The 24,625-nt window shown below is 72.9% G+C and carries 13 protein-coding genes, 1 tRNA gene and 1 rRNA gene; 4 read left to right on the plus strand and 11 right to left on the minus strand.

Annotated elements, in window-relative coordinates; genetic code table 11:
* Positions 1–10: 10 nt before the first annotated feature.
* The 3 genes from ACZ50K_RS21515 (at position 11) to ACZ50K_RS21525 (ending at position 6,290) form a co-directional block, all read left to right on the plus strand.
* Positions 11–4,642 (plus strand): Lhr family helicase, encoded by a 4,632-nt coding sequence (locus ACZ50K_RS21515; protein ID WP_468905324.1) that lies wholly within the window; start codon positions 11–13, stop codon positions 4,640–4,642.
* A 70-nt stretch (positions 4,643–4,712) separates the two neighbouring features.
* A complete protein-coding gene (locus ACZ50K_RS21520; RefSeq protein ID WP_468905326.1) occupies positions 4,713–5,492 on the plus strand; it encodes an Fpg/Nei family DNA glycosylase in 780 nt (259 codons plus the stop codon).
* Between the two features lie 33 nt (positions 5,493–5,525).
* Positions 5,526–6,290 (plus strand): SDR family NAD(P)-dependent oxidoreductase, encoded by a 765-nt coding sequence (locus ACZ50K_RS21525; protein WP_468905329.1) that lies wholly within the window; start codon positions 5,526–5,528, stop codon positions 6,288–6,290.
* 324 nt (positions 6,291–6,614) lie between these two features.
* On the opposite strand, the gene ACZ50K_RS21530 is transcribed toward ACZ50K_RS21525, so the two are convergent.
* The 9 genes from ACZ50K_RS21530 to ACZ50K_RS21570 form a co-directional block, all read right to left on the minus strand.
* Complete coding sequence (locus tag ACZ50K_RS21530; RefSeq protein WP_468905332.1) at positions 6,615–6,998, minus strand: helix-turn-helix domain-containing protein; 384 nt, start codon at positions 6,996–6,998, stop codon at positions 6,615–6,617.
* 109 nt (positions 6,999–7,107) lie between these two features.
* Positions 7,108–7,656: a CinA family protein gene (locus tag ACZ50K_RS21535; RefSeq protein WP_468905334.1), complete on the minus strand. Its 549-nt coding sequence runs from the start codon at positions 7,654–7,656 to the stop codon at positions 7,108–7,110.
* A 5-nt stretch (positions 7,657–7,661) separates the two neighbouring features.
* A complete protein-coding gene (gene pgsA, locus ACZ50K_RS21540; protein WP_468905337.1) occupies positions 7,662–8,321 on the minus strand; it encodes a CDP-diacylglycerol--glycerol-3-phosphate 3-phosphatidyltransferase in 660 nt (219 codons plus the stop codon).
* Positions 8,318–9,838 (minus strand): 30S ribosomal protein S12 methylthiotransferase RimO, encoded by a 1,521-nt coding sequence (gene rimO, locus ACZ50K_RS21545; RefSeq protein WP_468905340.1) that lies wholly within the window; start codon positions 9,836–9,838, stop codon positions 8,318–8,320. The genes pgsA and rimO overlap by 4 nt, the downstream gene beginning before the upstream one ends.
* A gap of 150 nt (positions 9,839–9,988) precedes the next feature.
* The gene (locus tag ACZ50K_RS21550) at positions 9,989–10,867 is read right to left on the minus strand and encodes a helix-turn-helix domain-containing protein (RefSeq protein WP_468905343.1); all 879 of its coding nucleotides are present in this window, start codon (positions 10,865–10,867) and stop codon (positions 9,989–9,991) included.
* A 227-nt stretch (positions 10,868–11,094) separates the two neighbouring features.
* A complete protein-coding gene (locus ACZ50K_RS21555) occupies positions 11,095–12,135 on the minus strand; it encodes a hypothetical protein (RefSeq protein ID WP_468905345.1) in 1,041 nt (346 codons plus the stop codon).
* An 87-nt stretch (positions 12,136–12,222) separates the two neighbouring features.
* Positions 12,223–15,102 carry a DNA translocase FtsK gene (locus tag ACZ50K_RS21560; protein ID WP_468905348.1) on the minus strand — a complete coding sequence of 960 codons (2,880 nt, stop codon included), beginning with the start codon at positions 15,100–15,102 and terminating at the stop codon, positions 12,223–12,225.
* A 111-nt stretch (positions 15,103–15,213) separates the two neighbouring features.
* Positions 15,214–15,894, minus strand: a complete 681-nt coding sequence (locus ACZ50K_RS21565; RefSeq protein WP_468905350.1) for a response regulator — start codon at positions 15,892–15,894, stop codon at positions 15,214–15,216.
* 156 nt (positions 15,895–16,050) lie between these two features.
* A complete protein-coding gene (locus ACZ50K_RS21570; protein WP_468905353.1) occupies positions 16,051–21,570 on the minus strand; it encodes a HAMP domain-containing protein in 5,520 nt (1,839 codons plus the stop codon).
* 230 nt (positions 21,571–21,800) lie between these two features.
* On the opposite strand from ACZ50K_RS21570, the gene ACZ50K_RS21575 reads away from it, so the two are divergent.
* Positions 21,801–24,320, plus strand: coding sequence for a SpoIIE family protein phosphatase (locus ACZ50K_RS21575; protein ID WP_468905356.1), 2,520 nt, complete (start codon positions 21,801–21,803; stop codon positions 24,318–24,320).
* Between the two features lie 134 nt (positions 24,321–24,454).
* Here ACZ50K_RS21575 and ACZ50K_RS21580 read toward each other — a convergent pair.
* Positions 24,455–24,527 (minus strand) — tRNA-Thr (locus ACZ50K_RS21580).
* A gap of 5 nt (positions 24,528–24,532) precedes the next feature.
* Positions 24,533–24,625 (minus strand): 5S ribosomal RNA (gene rrf / locus ACZ50K_RS21585); the annotation flags it as partial.

The raw sequence follows: 24,625 nt of genomic DNA on the forward strand, positions 1-24,625 counted from the left end.
CGATGGTGCCATGGCCGGCTCCGCGCTCGACTCGTTCTCTCCCGCGACCCGCTCCTGGTTCTCCGGGGCCTTCCGCGCGCCCACCACCGCGCAGGAGGGGGCCTGGCGGGCCATCGGCGCCGGATCGGACGTGCTGGTGGTGGCGCCGACCGGCTCCGGCAAGACCCTGGCCGCCTTCCTCGCGGCCCTGGACCGGCTGGCCGCGACCCCTCCGCCGGCCGACCCGAAGCAGCGCTGCCGGGTGCTCTACGTCTCCCCGCTGAAGGCCCTGGCGGTGGACGTCCAGCGGAACCTGCGGAGTCCGCTGACCGGGATCCGGCAGGAGTCGGTGCGGCTGGGGCTGCCCGAGCCGGAGATCCGGGTGGGCATCCGGTCCGGGGACACCCCGCCGGCCGAGCGCAGGGCGCTGGCCACCCGGCCGCCGGACATCCTGATCACCACCCCCGAGTCGCTGTTCCTGATGCTGACCTCGGCCGCCCGGGACGCCCTGGCCGGCATCGAGACGGTGATCCTGGACGAGGTCCACGCGGTCGCGGGCACCAAGCGGGGCGCGCATCTGGCGCTGTCGCTGGAGCGGCTGGACGAGCTGCTGCCCCGCCCGGCCCGCCGGATCGGGCTGTCCGCGACGGTCCGCCCGGTGGAGGAGGTGGCCCGCTATCTGGCCCCGCGCGGCAGGGTGGAGATCGTCCAGCCGCCGTCGGCCAAGGAGTTCGACCTGTCGGTGGTCGTCCCGGTCCAGGACATGGGCGAGCTGGGCGGCTCCCCGGCCTCCGAGGAGCGGGACGGCGGGGACAAGCCGTCGATCTGGCCGCATGTGGAGGAGCGGATCGTCGATCTGGTGCAGGCCCACCGGTCGACGATCGTGTTCGCGAACTCCCGGCGGCTCGCCGAGCGGCTGTGCAACCGGCTGAACGAGATCGCCTACGAACGCGCCTCCGGCACCCCCCTGCCCGAGGGGGCGCCGCCCGCCGAGGTGATGGCCCAGTCGGGGGCGGCGCTGGGCGCTCCGCCGCTGCTGGCCCGGGCCCACCACGGGTCGGTGTCCAAGGAGCAGCGGGCGCTGGTGGAGGAGGACCTGAAGGCCGGCCGGCTGCCGGCCGTGGTGGCCACCTCCAGTCTGGAGCTGGGCATCGACATGGGTGCGGTGGACCTGGTGGTGCAGGTGGAGTCGCCGCCCTCGGTGGCCTCCGGGCTCCAGCGGGTGGGCCGGGCCGGGCACCAGGTCGGGGCGGTCTCCCGGGGGGTGGTGTTCCCCAAGTACCGGGGGGACCTGGTGCAGTCGGCGGTGGTGACCGAGCGGATGCGGTCGGGGGCCATCGAGTCGCTGCGGATCCCCGCCAACCCGCTGGACGTGCTGGCGCAGCAGCTGGTGGCGATGACCGCCATGGACACCTGGCAGTTCGACGACCTGGTGGCGCTGGTGCGGCGGGCGGCCCCGTTCGCGGCGCTGCCCGACTCGGCCTTCACGGCGGTGCTGGACATGCTGGCCGGCCGCTACCCTTCGGACGCCTTCGCTGAGCTGCGGCCCCGGGTGGTGTGGGACCGGGTGGCCGGTACGGTCACCGGCCGGCCCGGTGCCCAGCGGCTGGCGGTGACCTCCGGCGGGACCATCCCGGACCGCGGGCTGTTCGGGGTGTTCCTGGCCGGCGCGGACCCGAAGAAGGGCGGCGGCCGGGTCGGGGAGCTCGACGAGGAGATGGTGTACGAGTCCCGGATCGGGGACGTGTTCACCCTGGGCACCACGTCCTGGCGGATCGAGGACATCACCCGGGACCGGGTGCTGGTGTCCCCGGCGCCCGGGGTGCCGGGCCGGCTGCCGTTCTGGAAGGGCGACCAGCTGGGCCGGCCGCTGGAGCTGGGCCGGGCGGTCGGCGCCTTCCTGCGGGAGCTGGGCGGGCTGTCGGCGGAGGACGCCCGGCTGCGGCTGCTGGCGGCCGGGCTGGACGCCTGGGCCGCCGACAACGTGCTGGCGTATCTGGCGGAGCAGCGCGAGGCCTGCGGTCATGTGCCGGACGACCGCACGATCGTGGTGGAGCGGTTCCGGGACGAGCTGGGCGACTGGCGGGTGGTGGTGCACTCCCCCTTCGGCGCCCAGGTGCACGCCCCGTGGGCGCTGGCGCTGGGCGCCCGGCTCGCGGAGCGGTACGGCATGGACGCCCAGGTGATGCACGCCGACGACGGGATCGTGCTGCGGCTGCCGGACGCGGACCTGCTGGGCATGGACCTCCTCGACCACGACCCGGCGGGGCCGCCCGGCGGGGCCGCCGCCGATCCGGGGCGGGACCCGGGGTTCGCCTTCGACGACGGGCAGGCCCCGCTGGGCGCCGCCGACGTGGCCTTCGACCGGGGGGAGGTCGACCGGATCGTCACCGAGCAGGTCGGCGGTTCGGCGCTGTTCGCCTCCCGGTTCCGGGAGTGCGCGGCCCGGGCCCTGCTGCTGCCCCGGCGCAGCCCCGGGAAGCGGACCCCGCTGTGGCAGCAGCGCCAGCGGGCCTCGCAGCTGCTCCAGGTGGCCTCCGAGTTCGGGTCCTTCCCGATCGTCCTGGAGGCCGTCCGGGAGTGTCTCCAGGACGTGTTCGACGTGCCGGGGCTGACCGAGCTGATGGGGGACATCGAGGCGCGCCGGGTCCGCCTGGTGGAGGTCACCACCCCAGAGGCCTCACCGTTCGCCCGGTCCCTGCTGTTCGGTTACGTGGCCCAGTTCCTCTACGAGGGGGACTCCCCGCTGGCCGAGCGGCGGGCGGCGGCCCTGTCGCTGGACTCCGGGCTGCTGGCCGAGCTGCTGGGCCGGGCGGAGCTGCGGGAGCTGCTGGACCCCGAGGTGCTGGCCGAGCTGGAGCGGGAGCTGCAGTGGCTGGATCCGGAGAATCCGGCCCGCCGGGTCAAGGACGCCGAGTCGGTCGCCGATCTGCTGCGGCTGCTGGGCCCGCTGACGGACGCCGAGCTCAACGGGCGGGGTGCGGACCGGGCCTGGGTCCGGGAGCTGGCGGCGGCCCGGCGGGTGATCGAGGTGCGGATCGCGGGCGCCGACCACTGGGCGGCCATCGAGGACGCGGGCCGGCTCCGGGACGCCCTGGGCACGGCCCTGCCGGTGGGGGTCCCCGAGGCGTTCACCGAACCGGTCAAGGATCCGCTGGGTGATCTGCTGGCCCGCCATGCGCGCACCCACGGCCCGTTCACCACCGCGCAGGCCGCCGCCCGCTTCGGGCTGGGGGCCGCGGTCACCGACGGGGCCCTGCACCGGCTGGCGGCGACCGGGCGGGTGGTCCAGGGCGAGTTCCATCCCTCGGGCAGCGGGCAGGAGTGGTGCGACGCGACGGTGCTGCGGCGGCTCCGCCGCCGGTCGCTGGCGGCGCTGCGGCAGGAGCTGGAGCCGGTCCCGCCGTCCTCGCTGGCCGTGTTCCTCCCGCAGTGGCAGCACCTGGGCGGGGCGCTCCGCGGTATCGACGGGCTGGCCCGGGCGGTCGAGCAGCTGCAGGGCGCGCCGGTGCCGGCCTCGGCGCTGGAGCGGCTGGTCCTGCCCTCCCGGGTGGCCGGCTACTCCCCCGCCCTGCTGGACGAGCTGACCACCACCGGCGAGGTCCTGTGGGCGGGCGCCGGGGCGCTGCCGGGGAAGGACGGCTGGGTGTCGCTGTACCTGGCGGACTCGGCCCCGCTGCTGCTGCCGCCGGCCCATCCGCTGGAGCCGGGTCCGCTGCACCGGGCGGTGCTGGACTGTCTGGCGGGCGGGTACGGCCTGTTCTTCCGGCAGATCGCGGAGTCGGTGCGGGTCCAGTGGCCCGAGGCCACCGATGTCCAGCTGTCCGAAGCGGTGTGGGACCTGGCCTGGTCGGGGCGGCTCACCAACGACTCGCTGGCCCCGCTGCGCGCCCTGCTGGGTTCGGGGCGGACCGCGGGGGCCACCGCGCACCGGGCCCGCCGTCCGGTCCCCCGGGGCCGTTACGGCACCCTGTCCGCCTCGGTGTCCCGGTCCGGGCCGCCGACGGTGGCGGGCCGCTGGTCGCTGCTGCCGGCCGCGACCGCCGATCCCACGCACCGGGCGCACGCCCGGGCCCGGGCCCTGCTGGACCGGCACGGGGTGGTCACCCGGGGCGCGGTGCAGGCCGAGGGTGTGGAGGGCGGGTTCAGCGCGGTGTACCGGGTGCTGTCGGCGTTCGAGGACAGCGGGCAGGCCCGCCGGGGCTATGTGGTGGAGGGGCTGGGTGCGGCCCAGTTCGCGATGGACGGGGCGGTGGACCGGTTGCGGGCGGCCGAGCGGACTCCGCCGCCGCTGGCGGCGGTGGTGCTGGCGGCGGCCGATCCGGCGAACGCGTACGGGGCGGCCCTGGGCTGGCCGGAGCCGCCGGCCGGGGTCACCCACAAGCCGGGCCGCAAGGCCGGTTCGCTGGTCGTGCTGGTGGACGGGGAGCTGCTGCTGTATCTGGAGCGGGGCGGGAAGACCCTGCTGGCCTGGGCGGATCCGGAGGATCCGAGGCTGGAGGCGGCCACCGCCGCGCTGGCGGCCGCCTCGCGGGCCGGCACCCTGCCGGGTCTCACGGTGGAGCGGATCAACACCGCCCCGGCCCTGACCTCCCCCTTCGGGGCCGCTCTGGAGGCGGCCGGGTTCCATGCCACTCCCCGGGGGCTGCGGCTGCGCCCCTGAGCCCGGCCCGCGTCCGCCGTGGCCGGGCTCCGGGAGGGCTCCCCGGGCCGGGGGGGCCCACAATGGAGCCATGCCCGAGGGAGACAGTGTCTGGCGGGCCGCCCGCCGGCTGCAGGAGGCGCTGGGCGGGCGGGTGCTGACCCGTAGCGATCTGCGGGTGCCCCGGTTCGCCACCGCCGATCTGACCGGGCGGCGGGTCCTGGAGGTCGTGCCGCGCGGCAAGCACCTGCTGGCCCGGATCGAGGGCGGTCTGACCCTGCACAGCCATCTGCGGATGGACGGGGCCTGGCGGGTGTTCGCCGTCGGCGAGCGCTGGCGGGGCGGCCCGGAGTACGAGATCCGGGCGGTCCTGGGCACCTCCGGCCACAGCGCGGTCGGCTATCGGCTGCCGGTGCTGGAGCTGCTCCGCACCGCCGACGAGGCCACCGTGGTCGGCCATGTGGGCCCGGATCTGCTGGGCCCGGACTGGGATCCGGAGCTGGCCGCCGCCCGGCTGGGCGCCGACCCGGACCGGCCGCTCGGCGAGGCCCTGCTGGACCAGCGGAACCTGGCGGGCGTCGGCAACGTGTACAAGTCGGAGCTCTGCTTCCTGGCCCAGGTCACCCCGTGGACCCGGGTCGGGGACTCCCCCGACCCGCTGCGGCTGGTGGCGGCGGCCCGCCGGCTGCTGGAGGCCAACAAGGACCGGCGCCGCAACACCACCGGCCGCCGCTCCCCCGACCTGTTCGTCTACGGGCGCGAGCACCGGCCCTGTCTGCGCTGCGGCGGCCCGGTCCGGCGGGCCGACCAGGACGGCCGCCCCACCTACTGGTGCCCCCGCTGCCAGCCCGGCCCCACCCCCACCCATTGACGGTCCGTCAGATCCGGTCGTACCGTCCCGGTCATGCCCTTCGCCCCGTACGACCTCACCGGCCGCACCGCGCTGATCACGGGCGCCGCGAGCGGCATCGGCCGCGCCAGCGCCCTGCTCCTCGCGGAGGCCGGCGCCGCCGTCCACTGCGCCGACCGTGACGAGACCGGGCTGGCGGAGACCGTCGGCCTGATCACCGACAAGGGCGGGACGGCCGTCGCCCACCCGCTCGACGTCACCGACCGGGCGGCGGTCCGGGCCGCCGTCGAGGCCGCCGGCCGCCTCGACATCACCGCCGCCATCGCCGGGATCATGCACACCAGCAGCGTGGTCGAGACCCTCGACGAGGATCTGGACCGGGTGCTGGACGTGAACTTCAAGGGGGTGCTGTACGCCTGCCAGGAGACCGCGCGGGCCATGCTGGCCGCCGGGACCCCGGGCTCCATCGTCACCATGGCCTCGGGGGCGGTGGACACCGCGGGGCCGGGACTGCTCTGCTACAGCGCGGCCAAGGCCGCCGTGGTCCAGATGACGAAGATCCTGGCCGCCGAGAACGGGCCGTACGGGATCCGGGCGAACGTGGTCGCCCCGGGCTGGATCCGCACCCCGATGACCGGCCGGCACGGCAGTGAGGTGCAGGAGCAGACCGAGGCCGCGATGGTCCGGATGTCCCCGCTGCGCCGGGCCGGCGAACCGGAGGACGTGGCGCGGGCCGTGCTCTACCTCGCCTCGGACGCCTCGGCCTTCATGACGGGCCAGATCCTGCGTCCGAACGGCGGGATCGCGATGCCCTGGTGACCGCCCGGCGGGCGCAGTGGACGGGGAGCAGGCTCAGCCCCCAGCCGCCCACCGCGACCGCTCCCTCGACCGGGCCGGACTCCGCGGGGGTCAGTGCCAGCCGGAGCACGGCCCACCACCACAGGGTCCCGGCCACCAGGGCCACGGGTATCAGCAAGCGGGGCACGGCTGCCTCCCAGGGGGCGGGACCCGGACCCGCTCATCCTCCCGTACCCCCCGGCCGCCCGCACCCAGAGCGGCGGAACCGGTCGCCGGAACGCCCGGAGCCCCGGTCGGCAGGAAGGGATCTTCCTGCCGACCGGGGCTCCGGCCGCACTCGTGCACTCAGGCGGCTACGACGTTCACCGCTTCCGCAGGCGCCTTGATGGTCACCCGCTCGGTCGGCCCGCCCGCGACCGAGGCCACGGAGACCGAGTTGAGCATCGGGCGGACCGGCGCGGGCACCGGTTCGCTTGCCGCGGCCGACTGTGCCAGCTCGGCGAGCGACAGTTCGTCGCTGACTTCGCGCATCAGCTCGGACATCCGTACGTCAAGCGCGTCGCAGATCGCGGAGAGCAGCTCGGAGGATGCCTCCTTCTGCCCCCGCTCCACCTCGGAGAGATAGCCGAGCGAAACTCGGGCGGACGAGGAGACTTCGCGCAGAGTACGGCCCTGGCGCTGGCGCTGCCGACGCAGCACGTCACCCAGCAGGCGACGGAGCAGAATCATCGGTGGCTCCCTCCTCTGACCGTGTAGCCGCATCCTTCACGCCCCACCGTACCGCCTCGCGCCGCGGCCGTGCGGGGAGCGATGTCGTGTTCACTCAGGGCTGCAAACATCAAATCCCCCCGTTCCGTTCCCTGTCCTGACTTCGCGCATTCTCGCGGAGTTCGCTCGCAAGAACTTCGAGCACTGTGCGTGCACTCTCCCTACGGATTTCCTCCCGGGAGCCGTTCAACCGCAGTCCGACCGTTTTCCCGGACTCCGGACCGGCGACGGACACGAAAACCGTGCCCACCGGCCGGCCGTCCTGGGTGTCCGGTCCGGCCACTCCGGTCGTCGCGATCCCCCAGCCGGCCCCCAGCAGCTTCCGCACACCGTCCGCCATCTCGGCCGCGACCTGCGCGTTCACCGCCCCGTGGGCGGCGAGCAGGGCGGCGTCCACCCCGAGCAGCCGGTGCTTGAGCTCGGTGGCATAGGCCGTGACGGAGCCGCGGAAGGACCGGGAGGCACCGGGGACGGCGGTCAGCTCCGCTGCCACCATCCCTCCGGTCAACGATTCCGCGACCGCGATGGTTCCGTCACTCTCCGCGAGGAGTCCGAGGACCTCCGCGGCGAGGGCCGCGGCATCGAGTCCCGCTGGTCCCCCTTTCGAGTGAACGGTCACGTGTGTCACCTTGCGGCCCGCTCCGCGGCGATCCCCCGGCGCCGGAGCAGCACGGCCTGCCGGATGTAGTCCAGTCCGGTCACCACGGTGAGCACCACGGCCAGCGCCATCATCCAGAACCGGAAGGTGGCCAGCGGGCCGGTCAGGGCCAGCACGTACATGCCGACGGCGGTGCCCTGGGCCAGCGTCTTCAGCTTCCCGCCGCGGCTGGCCGGGATCACCCCGTAGCGGATCACCCAGAACCGCAGCAGGGTGATGCCGAGCTCGCGGCCCAGGATCACCCCGGTCACCCACCAGGGCAGGTCCCCGAGCCAGGACAGGCAGATCAGCGCCGACCCCATGATCGCCTTGTCGGCGATCGGGTCGGCGATCTTCCCGAAGTCGGTGACCAGGTTGTACGTCCGGGCCAGATGCCCGTCGAACACGTCGGTGATCATGGCGACCGCGAAGGCCGCCCACGCCCAGGCCCGCCAGACGGGGTCGTAACCGCCGTCCGCGAGCAGCAGGAGGACGAATCCCGGCACCAGTACAAGCCGGAGCATCGTCAGGATGTTGGCGATGTTCCACAGGCTGGCCTGGTTGACGGCCGCGGCCCCCAGCTTTCCGCCGGGGGCTCCGGGCCGGTGCCCGGCCCCGCCCGTCGCTGATGCCGGGACTCCGGTCATCCGGCCGCCTCCTCAAGCGCCTCCAGGCCCAGCGGCTCGGCGACCAGGTCCACGCCCAGGGTGCCGACCACCTTCGCCATGACCATACGGCCGGGGACCAGGCCGGCGCTGTCCGTGAAGACCACCTGGCCGTCGGTCTCGGGGGCCTGGTGGGCGGCGCGGCCGTAGGCCCCGGTCTCGCCCTCGTCGCCGCCGGCGGCCGCGAGGTCCTCCACGGTCTCGACGAGGACCTCCAGGGTCTCCCCGATCCGCTCCTCGGCCCGCTGGGAGGTGAGCTCCTCGGCGAGCCGCTGCATGTGCGCGAGCCGCTCGGCGATGACCTCCTCGTCGAGCTTGTTCGGGTAGGTGACGGCCTCGGTGCCGTCCTCGTCGGAGTAGCCGAAGACCCCGATGGCGTCGAGCCGGGCGTGCGTGAGGAAACGCTCCAGCTCGGCGAAGTCGGCCTCGGTCTCCCCGGGGAAGCCGACGATGAAGTTGGACCGGACGCCGGCCTGCGGGGCCTTGCCGCGGATGGTGTCCAGCAGTTCCAGGAACCGGTCGGTGTCGCCGAAGCGGCGCATGGCGCGCAGCACGTCGGGCGCCGAGTGCTGGAAGGACAGGTCGAAGTAGGGCACCACCTTGGGGGTGGAGGTCAGTACGTCGATCAGTCCGGGCCGCATCTCGGCCGGCTGGAGGTAGCTGACCCGGACCCGCTCGATGCCCGGGACCTCGGCGAGCTCCGGCAGCAGGGTCTCCAGCAGCCGGATGTCCCCCAGGTCCTTGCCGTAGGAGGTGTTGTTCTCGGAGACCAGCATGACCTCCTTGACGCCCTGCTCGGCCAGCCAGCGGGTCTCGCCCAGCACGTCGCCGGGGCGGCGCGAGATGAAGGAGCCGCGGAAGGACGGGATGGCGCAGAAGGAGCAGCGGCGGTCGCAGCCGGAGGCCAGCTTGACCGAGGCGACCGGGCTCTTGTCGAGCCGTCGGCGCAGCGGTGCGCGCGGCCCGGAGGCCGGGGCCAGCCCCTCCGGCAGGTCGGCCGGGGCCTCGGCGGGCGCCTCGGCCGGGGCGTCCTGGGCGTGGCCGGGCAGGGCCACTCCGGCGCCCTGCCGGTCGGCCGGGCTGATCGGCAGCAGCTTGCGCCGGTCGCGCGGGGTGTGGGAGGCGTGGATGCCGCCGTTGAGGATGGTCTGGAGGCGGTCGGAGATGTCGGCGTAGTCGTCGAAGCCGAGGACTCCGTCGGCCTCGGGGAGCGCTTCGGCGAGTTCCTTGCCGTAGCGCTCGGCCATGCAGCCGACGGCGACCACGGCCTGGGTCTTGCCGTGGTCCTTCAGGTCATTGGCTTCGAGCAGGGCGTCTACGGAGTCCTTTTTGGCGGCTTCGACGAAGCCACAGGTGTTGACCACGGCGACGTCCGCGTCGGCGGCGTCCTCGACGAGCTCCCAGCCATCCGCCGCCAAGCGGCCTGCGAGCTCCTCCGAGTCCACCTCGTTACGGGCGCAGCCAAGAGTGACAAGGGCGACGGTACGGCGTTCGGGCATGGACTCAAGACTACTTCGTCCGAGCCCCGGCACCCGCCGCGCGTCCCCGCACACCAAGATCCCCGGGCCGTCGGCTCAAGCGGCGCCGCGCCCCGGGGATCCGGAATGATCTGTTCGTTCGCAGGTGGCCGGGTCGCCCGGCGGCCGGTGTCAGCCCGCCTGGGCCTGGCCCTGGCGCTGGTCGTCCTTGGTGTAGGTGAGGCGTTCCACCTGTCCCGGCTGGAAGTCGTCCTTGATCTCCTTGCCGTTCACGAACAGCTGGACGGCTCCGGCGTCGCCGAGCACCAGATCGATGGACCGCTTGTCGGTGAAGGTCTTGGAGTCGCCCTGCTGGAGGGTGCCGTCGAAGATCAGGCGCCCGGTGGAGTCCTTGGCGGAGATCCAGCTCTCCCCGTCGTTGGCGGTCAGCACCACGGTCACCAGGTCCTTGGGGGCGGCCGCGATGGCGCTGTCCGAGGGGTCGGGCTTGGGGGGCTTGGGCGCCTTGGGTGCCTGGGGGGTCTGGGTGATGAGTTTGCCGGTCTGCTTGGGGGCCGGCTGGGGCGAGGCGGAACCTTCCGCCTGGGGCCGCTTGGTGTCGTCGCCGCCGCTGAAAGCGGTGAAGCCGACGAAGCCGATCACGGCGACGATCGCCGCGACCATGGCGGCGGTCCAGTTGGGCCGCTGCCGCTCGGGGCGGATCCGCTCCGCCTCGAACAGGGGTGCGGCGGGGGTCGGGGCCGGACGGCCGCCGTGGGCGGCGTCGTAGCTCTCGATCAGCGGGTCGGGATCGGTGCCGACGGCGCGGGCGATCGTACGGATGTGGCCGCGGGTGTAGACGTCTCCCCCGCAGCGGGTGAAGTCGTCCTGCTCGATGGCGTGCACGATCGGGCTGCGCACACGCGTGGTGGAGCTGACCTCGTCGACGGTGAGCCCGGCGGCGATCCGGGCCTGCTGGAGAGTCCGGCCGATGGACGGTCCGGCGTCCGGCCGCTGTTCGGCGGTCGAAGGCTGGTCGTCTTCGGGGGAGTTGGATTTGCCGATGGACACGAGGGCGCCTTTCGAGCGTGTAGCCACCTGCTGGAAGTCCAGTCTAGGGGGGTGACGAAAGGGTGGAGCAACCGGAGGGTGCACTCGGTACGCCATCCGAATGGCTGCCGGGCGTTCCGCCCGCTTCCCTCAACTCGACGCACGGCACGGGGAAACGGTTGCCCGCCGATCCCGTACGGGTGAGAGTCCCCGGGCGGCCGGGCCGGAAACCCCCGGGCGGGCGGGTCTCAGCCGGTGGTCGGAAGGCCCCGGGAGGCGACCGTCCAGGCCACGAGATTGCGGACGGCGAGGAACTCGGCGGGACCGTCGAGGCTGTCGACCCGGTCCCAGAAGGTGGTGGAGGCCCGGCCGCCGATCTGCCGGAACTCCTGGTAGGCCTCGGTCCAGCGGTCCTGCCGCCAGAGGGCGTAGGCCAGCAGTCCCCGGGTCTCGGCGACGGTCCAGGCGTGGCCCCGGGGGCCGCCGCCGGCCAGCGCGTGGTCCACGGCGGCGATGGCCGCGGGCCGGCGCCACACCTCGCCGTCGGGCAGCCCGCTCGCCTCGGCGTACTCGAACCAGGCCCGGACCGGGAGGGCGCGCAGCGGGTCCCCCTCGGGGGCGGTCCCGGCGACCTCCCGGGCGAAGGCGAACATCCGGTCGTGCGAGCCCCACCACTTCGCGCAGTACCACTGGAGGGCGGTGCAGTGGGCCTCCAGGTGGGACGGGGCCCGGCGGCGGACCTCGTCGAGGGTCTCGCGGAGCCAGCCCTCGGGGCGGCCGGCGCCCAGGCCGAGGGTCATCAGGCCGTTCCAGGGGGCTGCGTCCAGCGGGTCGAGGTCGGCGGCCCGCAGGAAGTCCGGTTCGGCCTGCGGGACCAGTTCGGCGAAGGCGGCCAGCCGGCTGGCGGGGGTGTCGTGGTCGAGGTCCCCGCCGCGGATCTCCCAGGCGCGGTAGAGCCTGGCCCGGCCGAGGACCAGCAGCAGATCGCGGTCGTCGAACCGGTCCCGGGCCCAGGACTCGGCCCAGCCGGAGTCCTCGGCGGCGTATCCGGCCAGGGTGGCCAGCCGGTGTTCGCGGAGTCCGGTGTCGTGCTCGCTGGCGGCGAGCAGGTCGGCGGCGGGCCGCCAGCGGCCGGCGAGGGCGGCGCCGACGGCGGCGTCCAGGTCGGCGTCCCCGAAGGTGCCGTCGAAGGACATCCGCTCGTCCGGGACCAGCGGGCCGTAGACCCGGTCGTAGTTGCGGATGCCGCGGCGGCGGTCGGCGTAGGCGCCGAGGAGGGGAATCCTCATGGCGATCCCTCCCCGGGACCTGGACGACGGGACGCCGGGCCGCCCTGGCTGGCAGCGGCCCGTCCCTGAAAGGCTAACCGCAGGTCGTCAGGCCGACTCGCCGCGGATGACGGCGAGGACCGCGTCCAGCTCGTCCGGCTTGAGCAGCACGTCCCGGGCCTTGGAGCCCTCGCTCGGGCCGACGATGCTCCGGGACTCCATGAGGTCCATCAGCCGTCCGGCCTTGGCGAAACCCACCCGGAGCTTGCGCTGGAGCATCGAGGTGGAGCCGAACTGGGTGGACACCACCAGCTCCGCGGCCTGGCACAGCAGGTCGAGGTCGTCGCCGATCTCCTCGTCGATCTCCCGGACCTGCTTCTGGCCGACGGTCACGTCGTTGCGGAACTGCGGGGCCATCTGGTCCTTGCAGTGCTGGACGATCCCGGCGATCTCCTCCTCGGTGACGAAGGCGCCCTGGAGCCGGACGGGCTTGTTGGCGCCCATCGGGAGGAACAGCCCGTCGCCCTTGCCGATCAGCTTCTCGGCCCCCGGCTGGTCGAGGATGACCCGGCTGTCGGCCAGCGAGGAGGTGGCGAAGGCCAGCCGGGAGGGCACGTTCGCCTTGATCAGACCGGTGACCACGTCCACCGAGGGCCGCTGGGTGGCCAGCACCAGGTGGATGCCGGCCGCGCGGGCCAGCTGGGTGATGCGGACGATGGAGTCCTCCACGTCCCGGGGGGCCACCATCATCAGGTCGGCGAGCTCGTCGACGATCACCAGCAGGTACGGGTAGGGGCTGAGCTCCCGGGCGCTGCCCTCGGGCAGTTTGATCTTGCCGTCGCGGATGGCCTTGTTGAAGTCGTCGATGTGCCGGTAGCCGAAGGCGGCGAGGTCGTCGTAGCGGAGGTCCATCTCCTTGACCACCCACTGGAGGGCCTCGGCGGCCCGCTTGGGGTTGGTGATGATCGGCGTGATCAGGTGCGGGATGCCCTCGTAGGCCGTCAGCTCGACCCGCTTGGGGTCGACCAGCACCATCCGCACGTCCTCCGGGGTGGCCCGCACCATCACCGAGGTGATCAGGCAGTTGATGCAGGAGGACTTTCCGGAGCCGGTGGCCCCGGCCACCAGCACGTGCGGCATCTTCGCCAGATTGGCCATCACATAGCCGCCCTCGACGTCCTTGCCGAGCGCCACCAGCATCGGGTGGTCGTCCTCGGCCGCGTCCGCCAGGCGCAGCACGTCCCCGAGGTTGACCATCTCCCGGTCGGTGTTCGGGATCTCGATGCCGACCGCCGACTTCCCCGGGATCGGGCTGATGATCCGCACGTCCGGGCTGGCCACCGCGTAGGCGATGTTCTTGGTCAGCGCGATGATCCGCTCGACCTTGACGGCCGCGCCGAGGGTGACCTCGTAGCGGGTGACGGTCGGGCCCCGGGTGAACCCGGTGACATCGGCGTCCACCTTGAACTCGGCGAAGACGTTCTTCAGCGAGGCGACCACGGCGTCGTTGGCGGCGCTGCGGGTCTTGCCCGGGCCGCCGCGCTCCAGCATCTCCGGCGAGGGCAGGACGTACGAGGTCCCGCTGAGCAGCAGTTGCTCGGCGCGGGGCGGCAGCGCGGAGACGGAGGGCTGCGGCGGGGCCTTGGTGAGGTCGGGCACGGTGAAGAGTCCGGCCCCGTCGGCGGTGCCGGCGGTGGGCGGCGCGACCGGCACCGGCGGGGCGGCCGGGGCCGTCCGCTCCGGGGACGGGGCGGCGGCACCGGCCGGGGCGCCCGGGCCGTCCTGGTCCACGGCGGGTTCGGCGGCCGGCTCCGCCGGGCCGCTCCCCCGGGCCGGCGGCACCGGCGCGGTGGGTTCCGCCCCGGTGCGGCCGGTGGTGATGCCCTGGGTGAGACCGGCCACCAGCGGGGACGGCGGCAACCCGCCGAGCACCGCCCCGTCGAGGGCGGCGGCGGCCGCCGCGGCCACGTCCACGGCGTCCATCTCGCGGTCCAGCGGGGGCTGCACCGGGGTGCGCCGGGGCCGGCGGCGGCGCTTGGCCAGGGCCGCCTCCTCGGCCGCCGCCACCTCGTCGAGGTCCTCGTCGTCCTCGGCACCGGGCCGGGCGGCCCCCGATCCGGCCTGCCAGCGCTCGGGGTCGTGCCGGTCGCCGACCGGCCCCCCGTGCTCCTCGTCGTACTCGTTGGGCTGGATGACCCCCAGCCGGATGCCGAGCCGGCGCAGCCGCTGCGGAATGGCGTTGACCGGGGTGGCGGTGACCACCAGCAGCCCGAACACGGTCAGCAGCACGAGCATCGGGACGGCCAGCGGCGCCCCCATCGTGAAGATCAGCGGCTTGGAGGCGGCCCAGCCGATCAGTCCGCCCGCGTCCTGCATCGCGGCCTCGCCCTCGCCGCGGCCCGGGGAGCCGCAGGCGATGTGGACCTGACCGAGGATCCCGATCACCAGCGCGGACAGCCCGACCCCGATCCGGCCGTTGGCGTCGACCTCCTCGGGATGCCGGATGAACCGCACCGCCATGGCGCCCAGCAGGACCGGCACCAGCAGGTCGAGCCGGCCGAAGGCCCCGGTGACCAGCATGGTGACCAGATCGCCCACCGGACCGCTCAGGTTCGACCAGGTGCCGGCCGCCACGATCAGCGCGAGGGCCAGCAGCAGCAGCCCGATGCCGTCCTTGCGGTGCGCCGGGTCGAGGTTCTTGGCCCCGCGTCCCAGCCCGCGGAACGTTCCGCCCACCACATGGGCCAGCCCCAGCCAGAACCAGCGGACCAGCCGCAGCACCCCGTTGGTCGGGGAGGGCGCGGGCTTCGGCGGCACCTTGCGCACCGCGGCCTTCTTCGCCGGGGCCCGCTTCGCGGGCACCGCCTTCTTCGCGGGGGGCTTGGCCGCGGGCGACGCTTTCCCGGCCGGTGCCGTCGTACGGCCGGTGCGTGCCTTCGCGTTGCCCGCGCTGCTCTGGGAACCCTTGCCGGACGTACGTGAGGCCATGGGGGCGAGGTTACCGGTGCGGGCGCCGGTGAACACGCCTGCCCACCCCTTCACCCGTTCGTGTCGGCCTACGGACAACCGTTTTGACGGTCCGGCAGACCTGACCTGGGATCAGCTCTGGGCGGGCAGCACGGGCGCACCGCCGGCCGCCCCCGGTTCCAGCGCGTCCAGGGCCCTCCGCAGCCCGGTCAGCTTCCGCTCCAGATGGGCGGCGGTGGCCACCACGGAGGCCTCGGCGGCCTCCTCGCCCAACTGCTTGGTGAGCGCCTCGGCCTGCTCCTCCACCGCGGCCAGCCGCGCCGACAGCTCGGCGAGCAGCCCGGCCGCCTCCTTGCTCTCGCTGCCGCCCGGGCTGCCGCCGTCCAGCTGGAGCCTCAGCAGCGCCGCCTGCTCCCGCAGTTGGCAGTTCTTCGTGTACAGGTCCACGAACACCGAGACCTTGGCCCGCAGCACCCACGGGTCGAAGGGCTTCGAGATGTAGTCCACCGCGCCCGCGGCATAGCCGCGGAACGTGTGGTGCGGACCGTGGTTGATCGCGGTCAGGAAGATGATCGGGATGTCCCTGGTCCGCTCCCGCCGCTTGATGTGCGCGGCGGTCTCGAAACCGTCCATTCCCGGCATCTGGACATCCAGCAGGATGACCGCGAAATCGTCCGTCAGCAGCGCCTTGAGCGCTTCCTCCCCCGACGACGCCCGCACCAGTGTCTGATCGAGCGCGGAGAGGATGGCCTCCAGCGCCAGCAGATTCTCCGGCCGGTCGTCGACCAGGAGGATCTTGGCCTTCTGCACCATGCCCTGTCCTCCTCGCCCCGGCACAGGGCCTCCCCGGCCCGTCCTTGTGCCGGTCATCGTAGCCCCAGTCCCGAGATCGCCACACCCTGTCACCAAGATGTCACTGTGCACGTAGCGGAAACGCGGGGGGAGACCCGAAGGTTCCCCCCGCCCCGTTCACTTCGCCCGCATGTGCTGCTCCATCACCGACAGCAGGAAATCGGGGTCGACCGGCTTGGTGACGTAGTCGGTCGCGCCGGAGTCGATGGCCTTCTCCCGGTCGCCCTTCATCGCCTTCGCGGTCAGCGCGATGATCGGCAGCCCCTCGAACTGCGGCATCCGCCGGATCGCCGCCGTCGTCGCGTAGCCGTCCATCTCCGGCATCATGATGTCCATCAGCACCACCGTCACGTCGTCGTGCTGCTCCAATACCTCGATGCCCTCCCGGCCGTTCTCCGCGTAGAGCACCGCGAGCCCGTGCTGCTCCAGCACGCTGGTCAGCGCGAACACGTTCCGCACGTCGTCGTCGACGATCAGCACCTGCTCGCCGTGGAAGCCGTACGAGCGGGGCGGCGCCGGCGGGTCCTCCGCCAGCACCCACTCCTCCGCGGCCGGCCGGCCCGCCGCCTCCGGCCGGGGCGCGGCCTCGCCCAGCGCCTTCCGGCGGCGCCGGAACAGCGCTGAGGAGCCCTGGCCGCCGGGCCCGCCCGGCTCCCCGCCCTCCTGCCGCGCCTCCACCGGCTCCCGGGAGCCCGCGGGCAGCGCGGGCGCTCCCCGATCGGCCCCGGGGGCCCCGGCCGCCGGCAGCGCCGCCTGCCCGGGCCGGTAGAGGTCCCGGCTGCCGCCGGGGGACGGCGGCGCGTACCCCTGCGGGGGCAGCTCGCTCGGGTGCAGCGGCAGGTACAGGGTGAAGGTGGAACCCCGGCCCGGTTCGCTGGCCGCGTGGATCTCGCCGCCCAGCAGCCGGGCGATCTCCCGGCTGATCGACAGGCCCAGCCCGGTGCCGCCGTACTTGCGGCTGGTGGTGCCGTCCGCCTGCTTGAAGGCCTCGAAGATCACCAGCATCTTGCTCGCCGCGATGCCGATCCCGGTGTCGGTGACCGAGAAGGCGATCAGGTCGGCATCGGCGTCGCGCAGCGAGCCGGCCTCCAGCAGCTGCTCCCGGATGGCCGTGGGCACGTCCGCCCCGGCCGGCCGGATCACCAGCTCCACCGCCCCGTTGTCGGTGAACTTCACCGCGTTCGACAGCAGGTTCCGCAGCACCTGGAGCAGCCGCTGCTCGTCGGTGTGCAGGGTGGCGGGCAGCTCCGGGGAGACCCGCACGGAGAAGTCCAGGCCCTTCTCCGCGGTCAGCGGCCGGAAGGTGGCCTCCACGTAGTCCACCAGCTGCACCAGGGCGATCCGGGTCGGCGAGACGTCCATCTTGCCCGCCTCGACCTTCGACAGGTCCAGGATGTCGTTGATCAGCTGGAGCAGGTCCGAGCCGGCCCCGTGGATGGTCTCCGCGAACTCCACCTGCTTCGGCGAGAGGTTGCCCTCCGCGTTGTCCGCGAGCAGTTTCGCCAGGATCAGCAGCGAGTTGAGCGGGGTGCGCAGCTCGTGCGACATGTTCGCCAGGAACTCCGACTTGTAGCGCATGGAGACGGCGAGCTGTTCGGCCCGCTCCTCCAGCACCTGCCGGGCCTCCTCGATCTCGGTGTTCTTCACCTCGATGTCCCGGTTCTGCTGGGCGAGGAGCTCGGCCTTCTCCTCCAGTTCGGCGTTGGCCGCCTGGAGGGCCTTCTGCCGGTTCTCCAGCTCGTCCGAACGCTCCCTCAGCTGCTCGGTCATCTCCTGGGACTGCTTCAGCAGCACCTCGGTCTTGGAGTTGACGCTGATGGTGTTGACGCTGGTGCCGATCATCTCGGCGATCTGGCTGAGGAAGTCCTTCTGGATCTGCGTGAACGGCTGGAAGGAGGCCAGCTCGATGACCCCGAGCACCTTGCCCTCGAACAGCACCGGCAGCACGATCACATGGGCCGGCGGAGCCTCACCGAGCCCCGAGGAGATCTTCAGATAGCCCGGCGGGGTGTTCTCCACCAGGATGGACCGCTTCTCCTCGGCGACCGTCCCGATCAGCCCCTCCCCCGGCCGGAAGGAGGTCGGCATCCGGTCCCCCGCGTAGGCGTAGCTGCCCCGCATGTGGAGCTCGTACGAGCCCTCGCCGGTCCCGTCGGCCGCCAGCTCGGCGGCACCGCCGGCCGGCACCGACAGGAAGAACGCCCCGGCCTGCGCCGACACCACCGGGGTGAGCTCGCTCATGATCAGGGAGGCCACGTCGTCGAGGTCGCGGCGGCCCTGCATCAGACCGGAGATCCGGGCCAGGTTGCCCTTCAGCCAGTCCTGCTCCTTGTTGGCCAGCGTGGTGTCCCGCAGGTTGGCGATCATCGTGTTGATGTTGTCCTGGAGGACCTGGATCTCCCCCGAGGCGTCCACGTCGATCTTCAGGTTCAGATCACCGCGGGTCACCGCGGTCGCCACCGCCGCGATCGCCCGCACCTGCCGGGTCAGGTTCCCGGCCATCTCGTTCACCGACTCGGTCAGGTCCCGCCAGGTCCCGTCCACGTCCCGGACCCGGGCCTGACCGCCCAGGATCCCCTCGGTGCCCACCTCGCGGGCCACCCGGGTCACCTGGTCGGCGAACGAGGACAGCTGGTCCACCATCGTGTTGATGGTGGTCTTCAGCTCCAGGATCTCCCCGCGCGCGTCGATGTCGATCTTCTTGGTCATGTCGCCCTTGGCGATGGCGGTGGTGACCATGGCGATCTGCCGGACCTGCCCGGTGAGGTTGGAGGCCATGAAGTTCACCGAGTCGGTGAGGTCCTTCCAGGTCCCCGACACCCCCGGCACGTGCGCCTGACCGCCCAGCCGACCCTCCGTGCCCACCTCGCGGGCCACCCGGGTCACCTCGTCCGCGAACGAGGACAGGGTCTTCACCATCGTGTTGACGGTGTCGGCGAGCTGCGCCACCTCACCGCGGGCCTCGACGGTGACCGTCTTGGTCAGGTCGCCGTTGGCCACCGCCGTGGACACCTGCGCGATCCCGCGCACCTGGGCCGTCAGGTTCCCGGCCATGGTGTTGACGTTGTCGCTCAGGTCCTTCCAGATGCCGGTCACCCCGCGCACCCGGGCCTGACCGCCGAGGATGCCCTCGGTACCCACCTCGCGGGCCACCCGCGTCACCTGCTCGGCGAACGAGGACAGCTGGTCCACCATCGTGTTCACGGTGGTGACCAGTTCGAGGATCTCGCCCTTGGCGTCGACCGTGATCTTCTTGGACAGGTCGCCCATGGCCACCGCCGTGGTCACCTCGGCGATGTTGCGGACCTGCGAGGTCAGGTTGTTCGCCATGAAGTTGACCGACTGGGTGAGGTCCTTCCAGGTCCCGGAGACCCCCTTCACCTCGGCCTGGCCGCCGAGGATGCCCTCGGTACCCACCTCGCGGGCCACCCGGGTCACCTGCTCCGCGAAGTTCGAGAGCTGGTCCACCATGGTGTTCAGGGTGTTCTTCAGCTCCAGGATCTCGCCCCGGGCGTCCACCTCGATCTTCTGCGACAGGTCTCCGCGGGCCACCGCCGTGGCCACCTGCGCGATGTTGCGGACCTGCGAGGTCAGGTTCCCGGCCATGCCGTTCACCGAGTCGGTCAGATCGCGCCACACCCCGGCCACGCCCGGCACCTGCGCCTGACCGCCCAGCCGGCCCTCGGTACCCACGTCCCGGGCCACCCGGGTCACCTGCTCGGCGAACGCCGACAGCTGGTCCACCATCGTGTTGATGGTGTTCTTCAGCTCCAGGATCTCCCCGCGGGCGTCCACGTCGATCTTCTGCGACAGGTCTCCGCGGGCCACCGCCGTGGTCACCTGGGCGATCTGCCGGACCTGGGAGGTCAGGTTGCCGGCCATGAAGTTCACCGAGTCGGTGAGCTCCTTCCAGGTGCCGGACACCCCCTCCACCCGGGCCTGACCGCCCAGCCGGCCCTCCGTGCCCACGTCCCGCGCCATCCGCGTCACCTGGTCGGCGAACGAGGACAGCTGGTCCACCATCGTGTTGACGGTGTTCTTCAGCTGCAGCATCTCTCCGGAGACGTCCACCGTGACCTTCTGCGACAGGTCGCCGTTGGCCACCGCCGTGGTCACCTGGGCGATGTTGCGGACCTGCCCGGTGAGGTTGCGGAACGCGGTGTTCACCGAGTCGGTGAGGTCCTTCCAGGTCCCCGCCGCACCCGGCACCTGCGCCTGCCCGCCGAGCTCGCCCTCGACCCCGACCTCCCGGGCCACCCGGGTCACCTCGGCACCGAAGGCCTGGAGCTGGTCCACCATCGTGTTGACGGTGTTCTTCAGCTCCAGCATCTCTCCGGCCACGTCCACCGTGACCTTCTGCGACAGGTCACCGCTGGCCACCGCCGTGGTCACCTGGGCGATGTCCCGCACCTGGGTGGTCAGGTTCCGGAAAACCGTGTTCACCGAGTCGGTGAGGTCCTTCCAGGTCCCCGCCGCACCCGGCACCTGCGCCTGCCCGCCGAGCAGGCCCTCCGCGCCCACCTCGGACGCCACCCGGGTCACCTCGTCGGCGAAGGTCCGCAGGGTGTCCGTCATCTGGTTGATCGTTTCGGCGAGCTGGGCCACCTCGCCGCGCGCGCTGACCGTCACCTTCCGGGTCAGGTCGCCGTTGGCCACCGCCGTGGTCACCTGCGCGATCCCCCGCACCTGGGCGGTCAGGTTGCCCGCCATGGTGTTGACCGAGTCGGTCAGGTCCTTCCACACCCCGGCCACCCCGGGAACCTGCGCCTGCCCGCCGAGCTCGCCCTCGGTGCCCACCTCGCGGGCCACCCGGGTCACCTCGGAGGAGAACGAGGACAGCTGGTCCACCATCGTGTTCACGGTGTTCTTCAGCTGCAGCATCTCGCCGGCCACGTGCACGGTGACCTTGCGCGACAGATCGCCCTTGGCCACCGCCGTGGTCACCAGCGCGATGTCACGCACCTGGGCGGTGAGCCGGTACGCCATGGTGTTGACGGAGTCGGTCAGGTCCTTCCAGGAACCGGACATCCCGCGCACCTGGGCCTGACCGCCGAGCTTGCCCTCGGTGCCCACCTCCAGCGCGACCCGGGTCACCTCGTCGGTGAACGCGGACAGCTGGTCCACCAGGTTGTTGACCGTCCGGCCGACCTTGAGGAACTCCCCGCGCAGCGGATGCCCCACCCCGTCGGCGGACTGGGTCCGCAGGTCCATCCGCTGCTGGAGGTCGCCCTCGGCGACCGCCGACAGGACCCGTCCGACCTCGGAGACCGGCCGGGCCAGATCCTCCACCAGCTGGTTGGAGGCGTCGATGGCGGCCGCCCAGGACCCCTCGCAGGCCCCGGTCTCCAGACGTTCGCTGAGCTTGCCCTCCCGGCCGACCATCCGCCGGACCCGGGACAGCTCGCCGCTGAGGTGCAGGTTCCGATCGGCGACCTCGTTGTAGACGGCGGCGATCTCCGCCATCACCCCGTCGCCGGAGACGGTCAGCCGTTTGCGGAAGTTCCCGTCCCGCATCGACACCAGGGCCGTGAGCAGACGGTTCAGCGCCGCGGTGTCGACCTCCGTCGTCCCGCCCCGCCGGGACCGCCCGCCCTTCGCGCGCGCACCTGTCCGCCGCGCCGCTACGCCAGACTCCACCGTGTCCCTCCCGAAAGGGTCGACCGTCACTCCACCGGGCTGCCCGTCCAGCACAACCCCGCCCGTACATGCCTGCCCAGTGTTTCACCCTGGCCGAACCCGGCCATAACGCTTCGGTACCTTCGCACATCGCCCACACCCCACGGGTGGAATCCCGCCCGACGGCGCCCGCACCCCGACCGGGGTAAGTACCCTGGCGTCCGACTGTCCATCCGCTCGTGAGGAGTCCTGTGATCACCGCCAGGGCGGCTGCCAGCTTCGACCCCGTCGGACGCTCGGTCGCCGCGGCCCGCGCATTCGTCCGCGACACCCTCCAGGGCTGGGGCTTCGCCGATATCGTCGACGACGCGGTGGTCCTCACCAGTGAGCTGGTCACCAACGCGGTGGTCCACGCCGGGACGGGTGCCGAGGTGCTGTGCCTGCGCGCCGGGGACGGTGTCCGCGTGGAGGTCGCCGACCGCTATCCCGACCGCGGGCTGCCGTTGTCGCCGCCGAACCGGCCGTACGCCGATCCCGACCGGGAGAGCGGCCGCGGACTGATGCTGTGCGCGGCCCTGGCCACCCGCTGGGGCGTCGAGTACACCGCGACCCGCAAACACGTGTGGTTCCGCCTCGACCTGCCGGACCGGCCGGTCGGTACCCGCTCCGCCGGGCCGGTCGTCCCCGACCAGCTGCTGCCGCTGGCCGAGACCCGGGTCCGGGTCGCGGTCCTGCAGATCGACGGCTCGGGCACCGTCTCGGCCTGGAACGAGGACGCGGAGCACGCTTTCGGCCATCCTGCGTCCAAGGCCATCGGCCGGCCGCTCGCCGAACTGGCGGCCTGGCCGCAGACCCCCGGCACCGGCACCGGCGTCGCCGAGGCCCTCGCCCTGTCCCGCTGGGAGGGCAGTTACGGGATCCGCGGCGCGGACGGCCGGGTGATCCCGGTCTACGCCTCGCACCTGCGGGTCCGCGACGCCTACGGGGAGCCGTCCACCGTCTGTCTGCTGGTCCACGAGGACGAGCGGGCCATCCTGCAGAGCCCGGCCCGGGTGCCCGCCGAGGACGGCCGACTGTCCGAACCCCGGACCGCGGACCCCTTCGAGGTGTTCATCGGCTCCCCCGCCCCCGACGATCTCGACGGTCTGCTCCAGCGGACCGTCGAGCGGGCCCGGGACATGCTGGACGCCGATGCCGCCTTCCTGCTCCTCGCGACGGACGACGAGACCGAGCTGGAGGTCCGGGCGACCACCGGGCTGCCGTCCACCCGCCAGCGGTTCGCCCGGGTTCCCGTGGAGGCCGGCACGAACCGGTTCGGATCGGCCCGGATGCCCGCCGTCCACGAGGACCTGGCATCGGTGCCCGGCGCGGTCCCGCTGCTGGAGAACACCGGGATGCGGTCGGTGGTGACGGTCCCGCTGAAGGTGGAGGGCCGGCTGACCGGCTCCCTGGGCGTGGCCGCGGAGGGTGCCGCCCGGTACTCCAACGAGGAGGCGCTGCGGCTGCAGTTCGCCGCGGACCGGATCGCGCTGGCCGTGGAGTCGGCGAGGCTGGGCGAGCTGGAGCGGCTGCGCCGCGGCTCGCTGTCCTTCCTGGTGGAGGCCTCGGACCTGCTGGCCGGCACCCTGGACCGGGACCAGACGCTGGCGCTCATGGCACAGATGACGGTGCCCACGCTGGCCGCCTGGTGTGCGGTGTACACGCTGTCCGACCCGGCCTCGGACCCCTTCCTGTCGTACGTGCTGCACGAGGACGAGGACCGGATCGACGACCTGAAGGCGCTGCTGTCCCGGGTGGATCCGCCGGAGCCGGTGACGGAGACGGGCGCCCGCGCCTGGCCGGCGGCCTCGGCCGCGGTGAACGCCGAGACCGTGGTGCTGCCGCTGCTGGCCCGCAACCGGGTGATCGGCATGCTGACCCTGGGGAAGCCGCACGAGGAGCACTTCCGCCAGGAGATCCTGGAGCTCGCCGAGGACCTGTCGCGGCGGGCGGCCCTGGCCCTGGACAACGCCCGCCTGTATTCGGAGCGCACGGCGATCAGCCGTTCCCTCCAGCGCAGTCTGCTGCCGCCCGGTTCCCCGGCGATCCCCGGGATGGAGGTCGAGGTGATCTACCGTGCGGCCGGCGAGGGCAACGAGGTCGGCGGCGACTTCTACGACGTCTTCCCGATCCGCGACGGCGCCTACGGCTTCGCGATCGGCGATGTCTGCGGTACGGGCCCGGAGGCGGCGGCCGTCACCGGTCTGGCCCGGCACGCGCTGCGGCTGCTGGCCCGCGAGGGCCTGGGCGGCCCGGCGGTGCTGGAGCGGCTGAACGCCGCCATCCTCGACGAGGGCGCCCGCAGCCGCTTCCTGACGCTGCTCTACGGGGAACTCCACCCGCAGCCGGACGGCAGCGCGGAGATGAAGGTGGTGTGCGCCGGCCATCCGCTGCCGCTCCGGCTCCGCCCGGACGGCCGGGTGCTCCCGGCCGCCGACCCGCAGCCGCTGCTGGGCGTGATCGACGACCTGGACCTCTACGAGCAGTCGCTGACGCTGGAGCCGGGCGATGTGCTGCTGTGCGTCACGGACGGGGTGACGGAGCGCCGCGAGGGCTCCCGGATGCTCGGTGACGACGGCCTGACAGAGGTCCTGACCACCTGCACGGGCCTGACGGCCGGCGCGGTCGCGGCCCGGGTCCTCCGCGCGGTGGAACGCTTCGCCGCGGAACCGGCCTCGGACGACATGGCCATCCTCGCCTTCCGCGTCCCCGAACAACGCACGGGCGACTGATCCCCGCGGGGGCCGGCCGGGGGCGGAATGCGCCCTCGGCCGGCCCCCGCCCTGCTTCGGCACTCTTCACCGAACCGGCCCGGAACGCGAAAAAGGCCCCCGCCATGAGGCGGAGGCCTTTCTCTTTTTCTCTGAGCCCTTTAACGGAATCGAACCGTTGACCTTCTCCTTACCATGGAGACGCTCTACCGACTGAGCTAAAAGGGCGGGTTGTTCGGCGGCGTCCTACTCTCCCACAGGGTCCCCCCTGCAGTACCATCGGCGCTGAAAGGCTTAGCTTCCGGGTTCGGAATGTAACCGGGCGT

The organism is Streptomyces sp. NPDC033845 (assembly GCF_055576225.1).

Excerpts from the sequence above, each read along its gene's own strand:
- ACZ50K_RS21515 (WP_468905324.1), top strand. The coding sequence starts at position 11 with ATGGCCGGCTCCGCGCTCGACTCGTTCTCTCCCGCGACCCGCTCCTGG.
- ACZ50K_RS21520 (WP_468905326.1), top strand. The coding sequence starts at position 4,713 with ATGCCCGAGGGAGACAGTGTCTGGCGGGCCGCCCGCCGGCTGCAGGAG.
- ACZ50K_RS21525 (WP_468905329.1), top strand. The coding sequence starts at position 5,526 with ATGCCCTTCGCCCCGTACGACCTCACCGGCCGCACCGCGCTGATCACG.
- ACZ50K_RS21530 (WP_468905332.1), bottom strand. The coding sequence starts at position 6,998 with ATGATTCTGCTCCGTCGCCTGCTGGGTGACGTGCTGCGTCGGCAGCGC.
- pgsA (WP_468905337.1), bottom strand. The coding sequence starts at position 8,321 with ATGACCGGAGTCCCGGCATCAGCGACGGGCGGGGCCGGGCACCGGCCC.
- rimO (WP_468905340.1), bottom strand. The coding sequence starts at position 9,838 with ATGCCCGAACGCCGTACCGTCGCCCTTGTCACTCTTGGCTGCGCCCGT.
- ACZ50K_RS21555 (WP_468905345.1), bottom strand. The coding sequence starts at position 12,135 with ATGAGGATTCCCCTCCTCGGCGCCTACGCCGACCGCCGCCGCGGCATC.
- ACZ50K_RS21560 (WP_468905348.1), bottom strand. The coding sequence starts at position 15,102 with ATGGCCTCACGTACGTCCGGCAAGGGTTCCCAGAGCAGCGCGGGCAAC.
- ACZ50K_RS21565 (WP_468905350.1), bottom strand. The coding sequence starts at position 15,894 with ATGGTGCAGAAGGCCAAGATCCTCCTGGTCGACGACCGGCCGGAGAAT.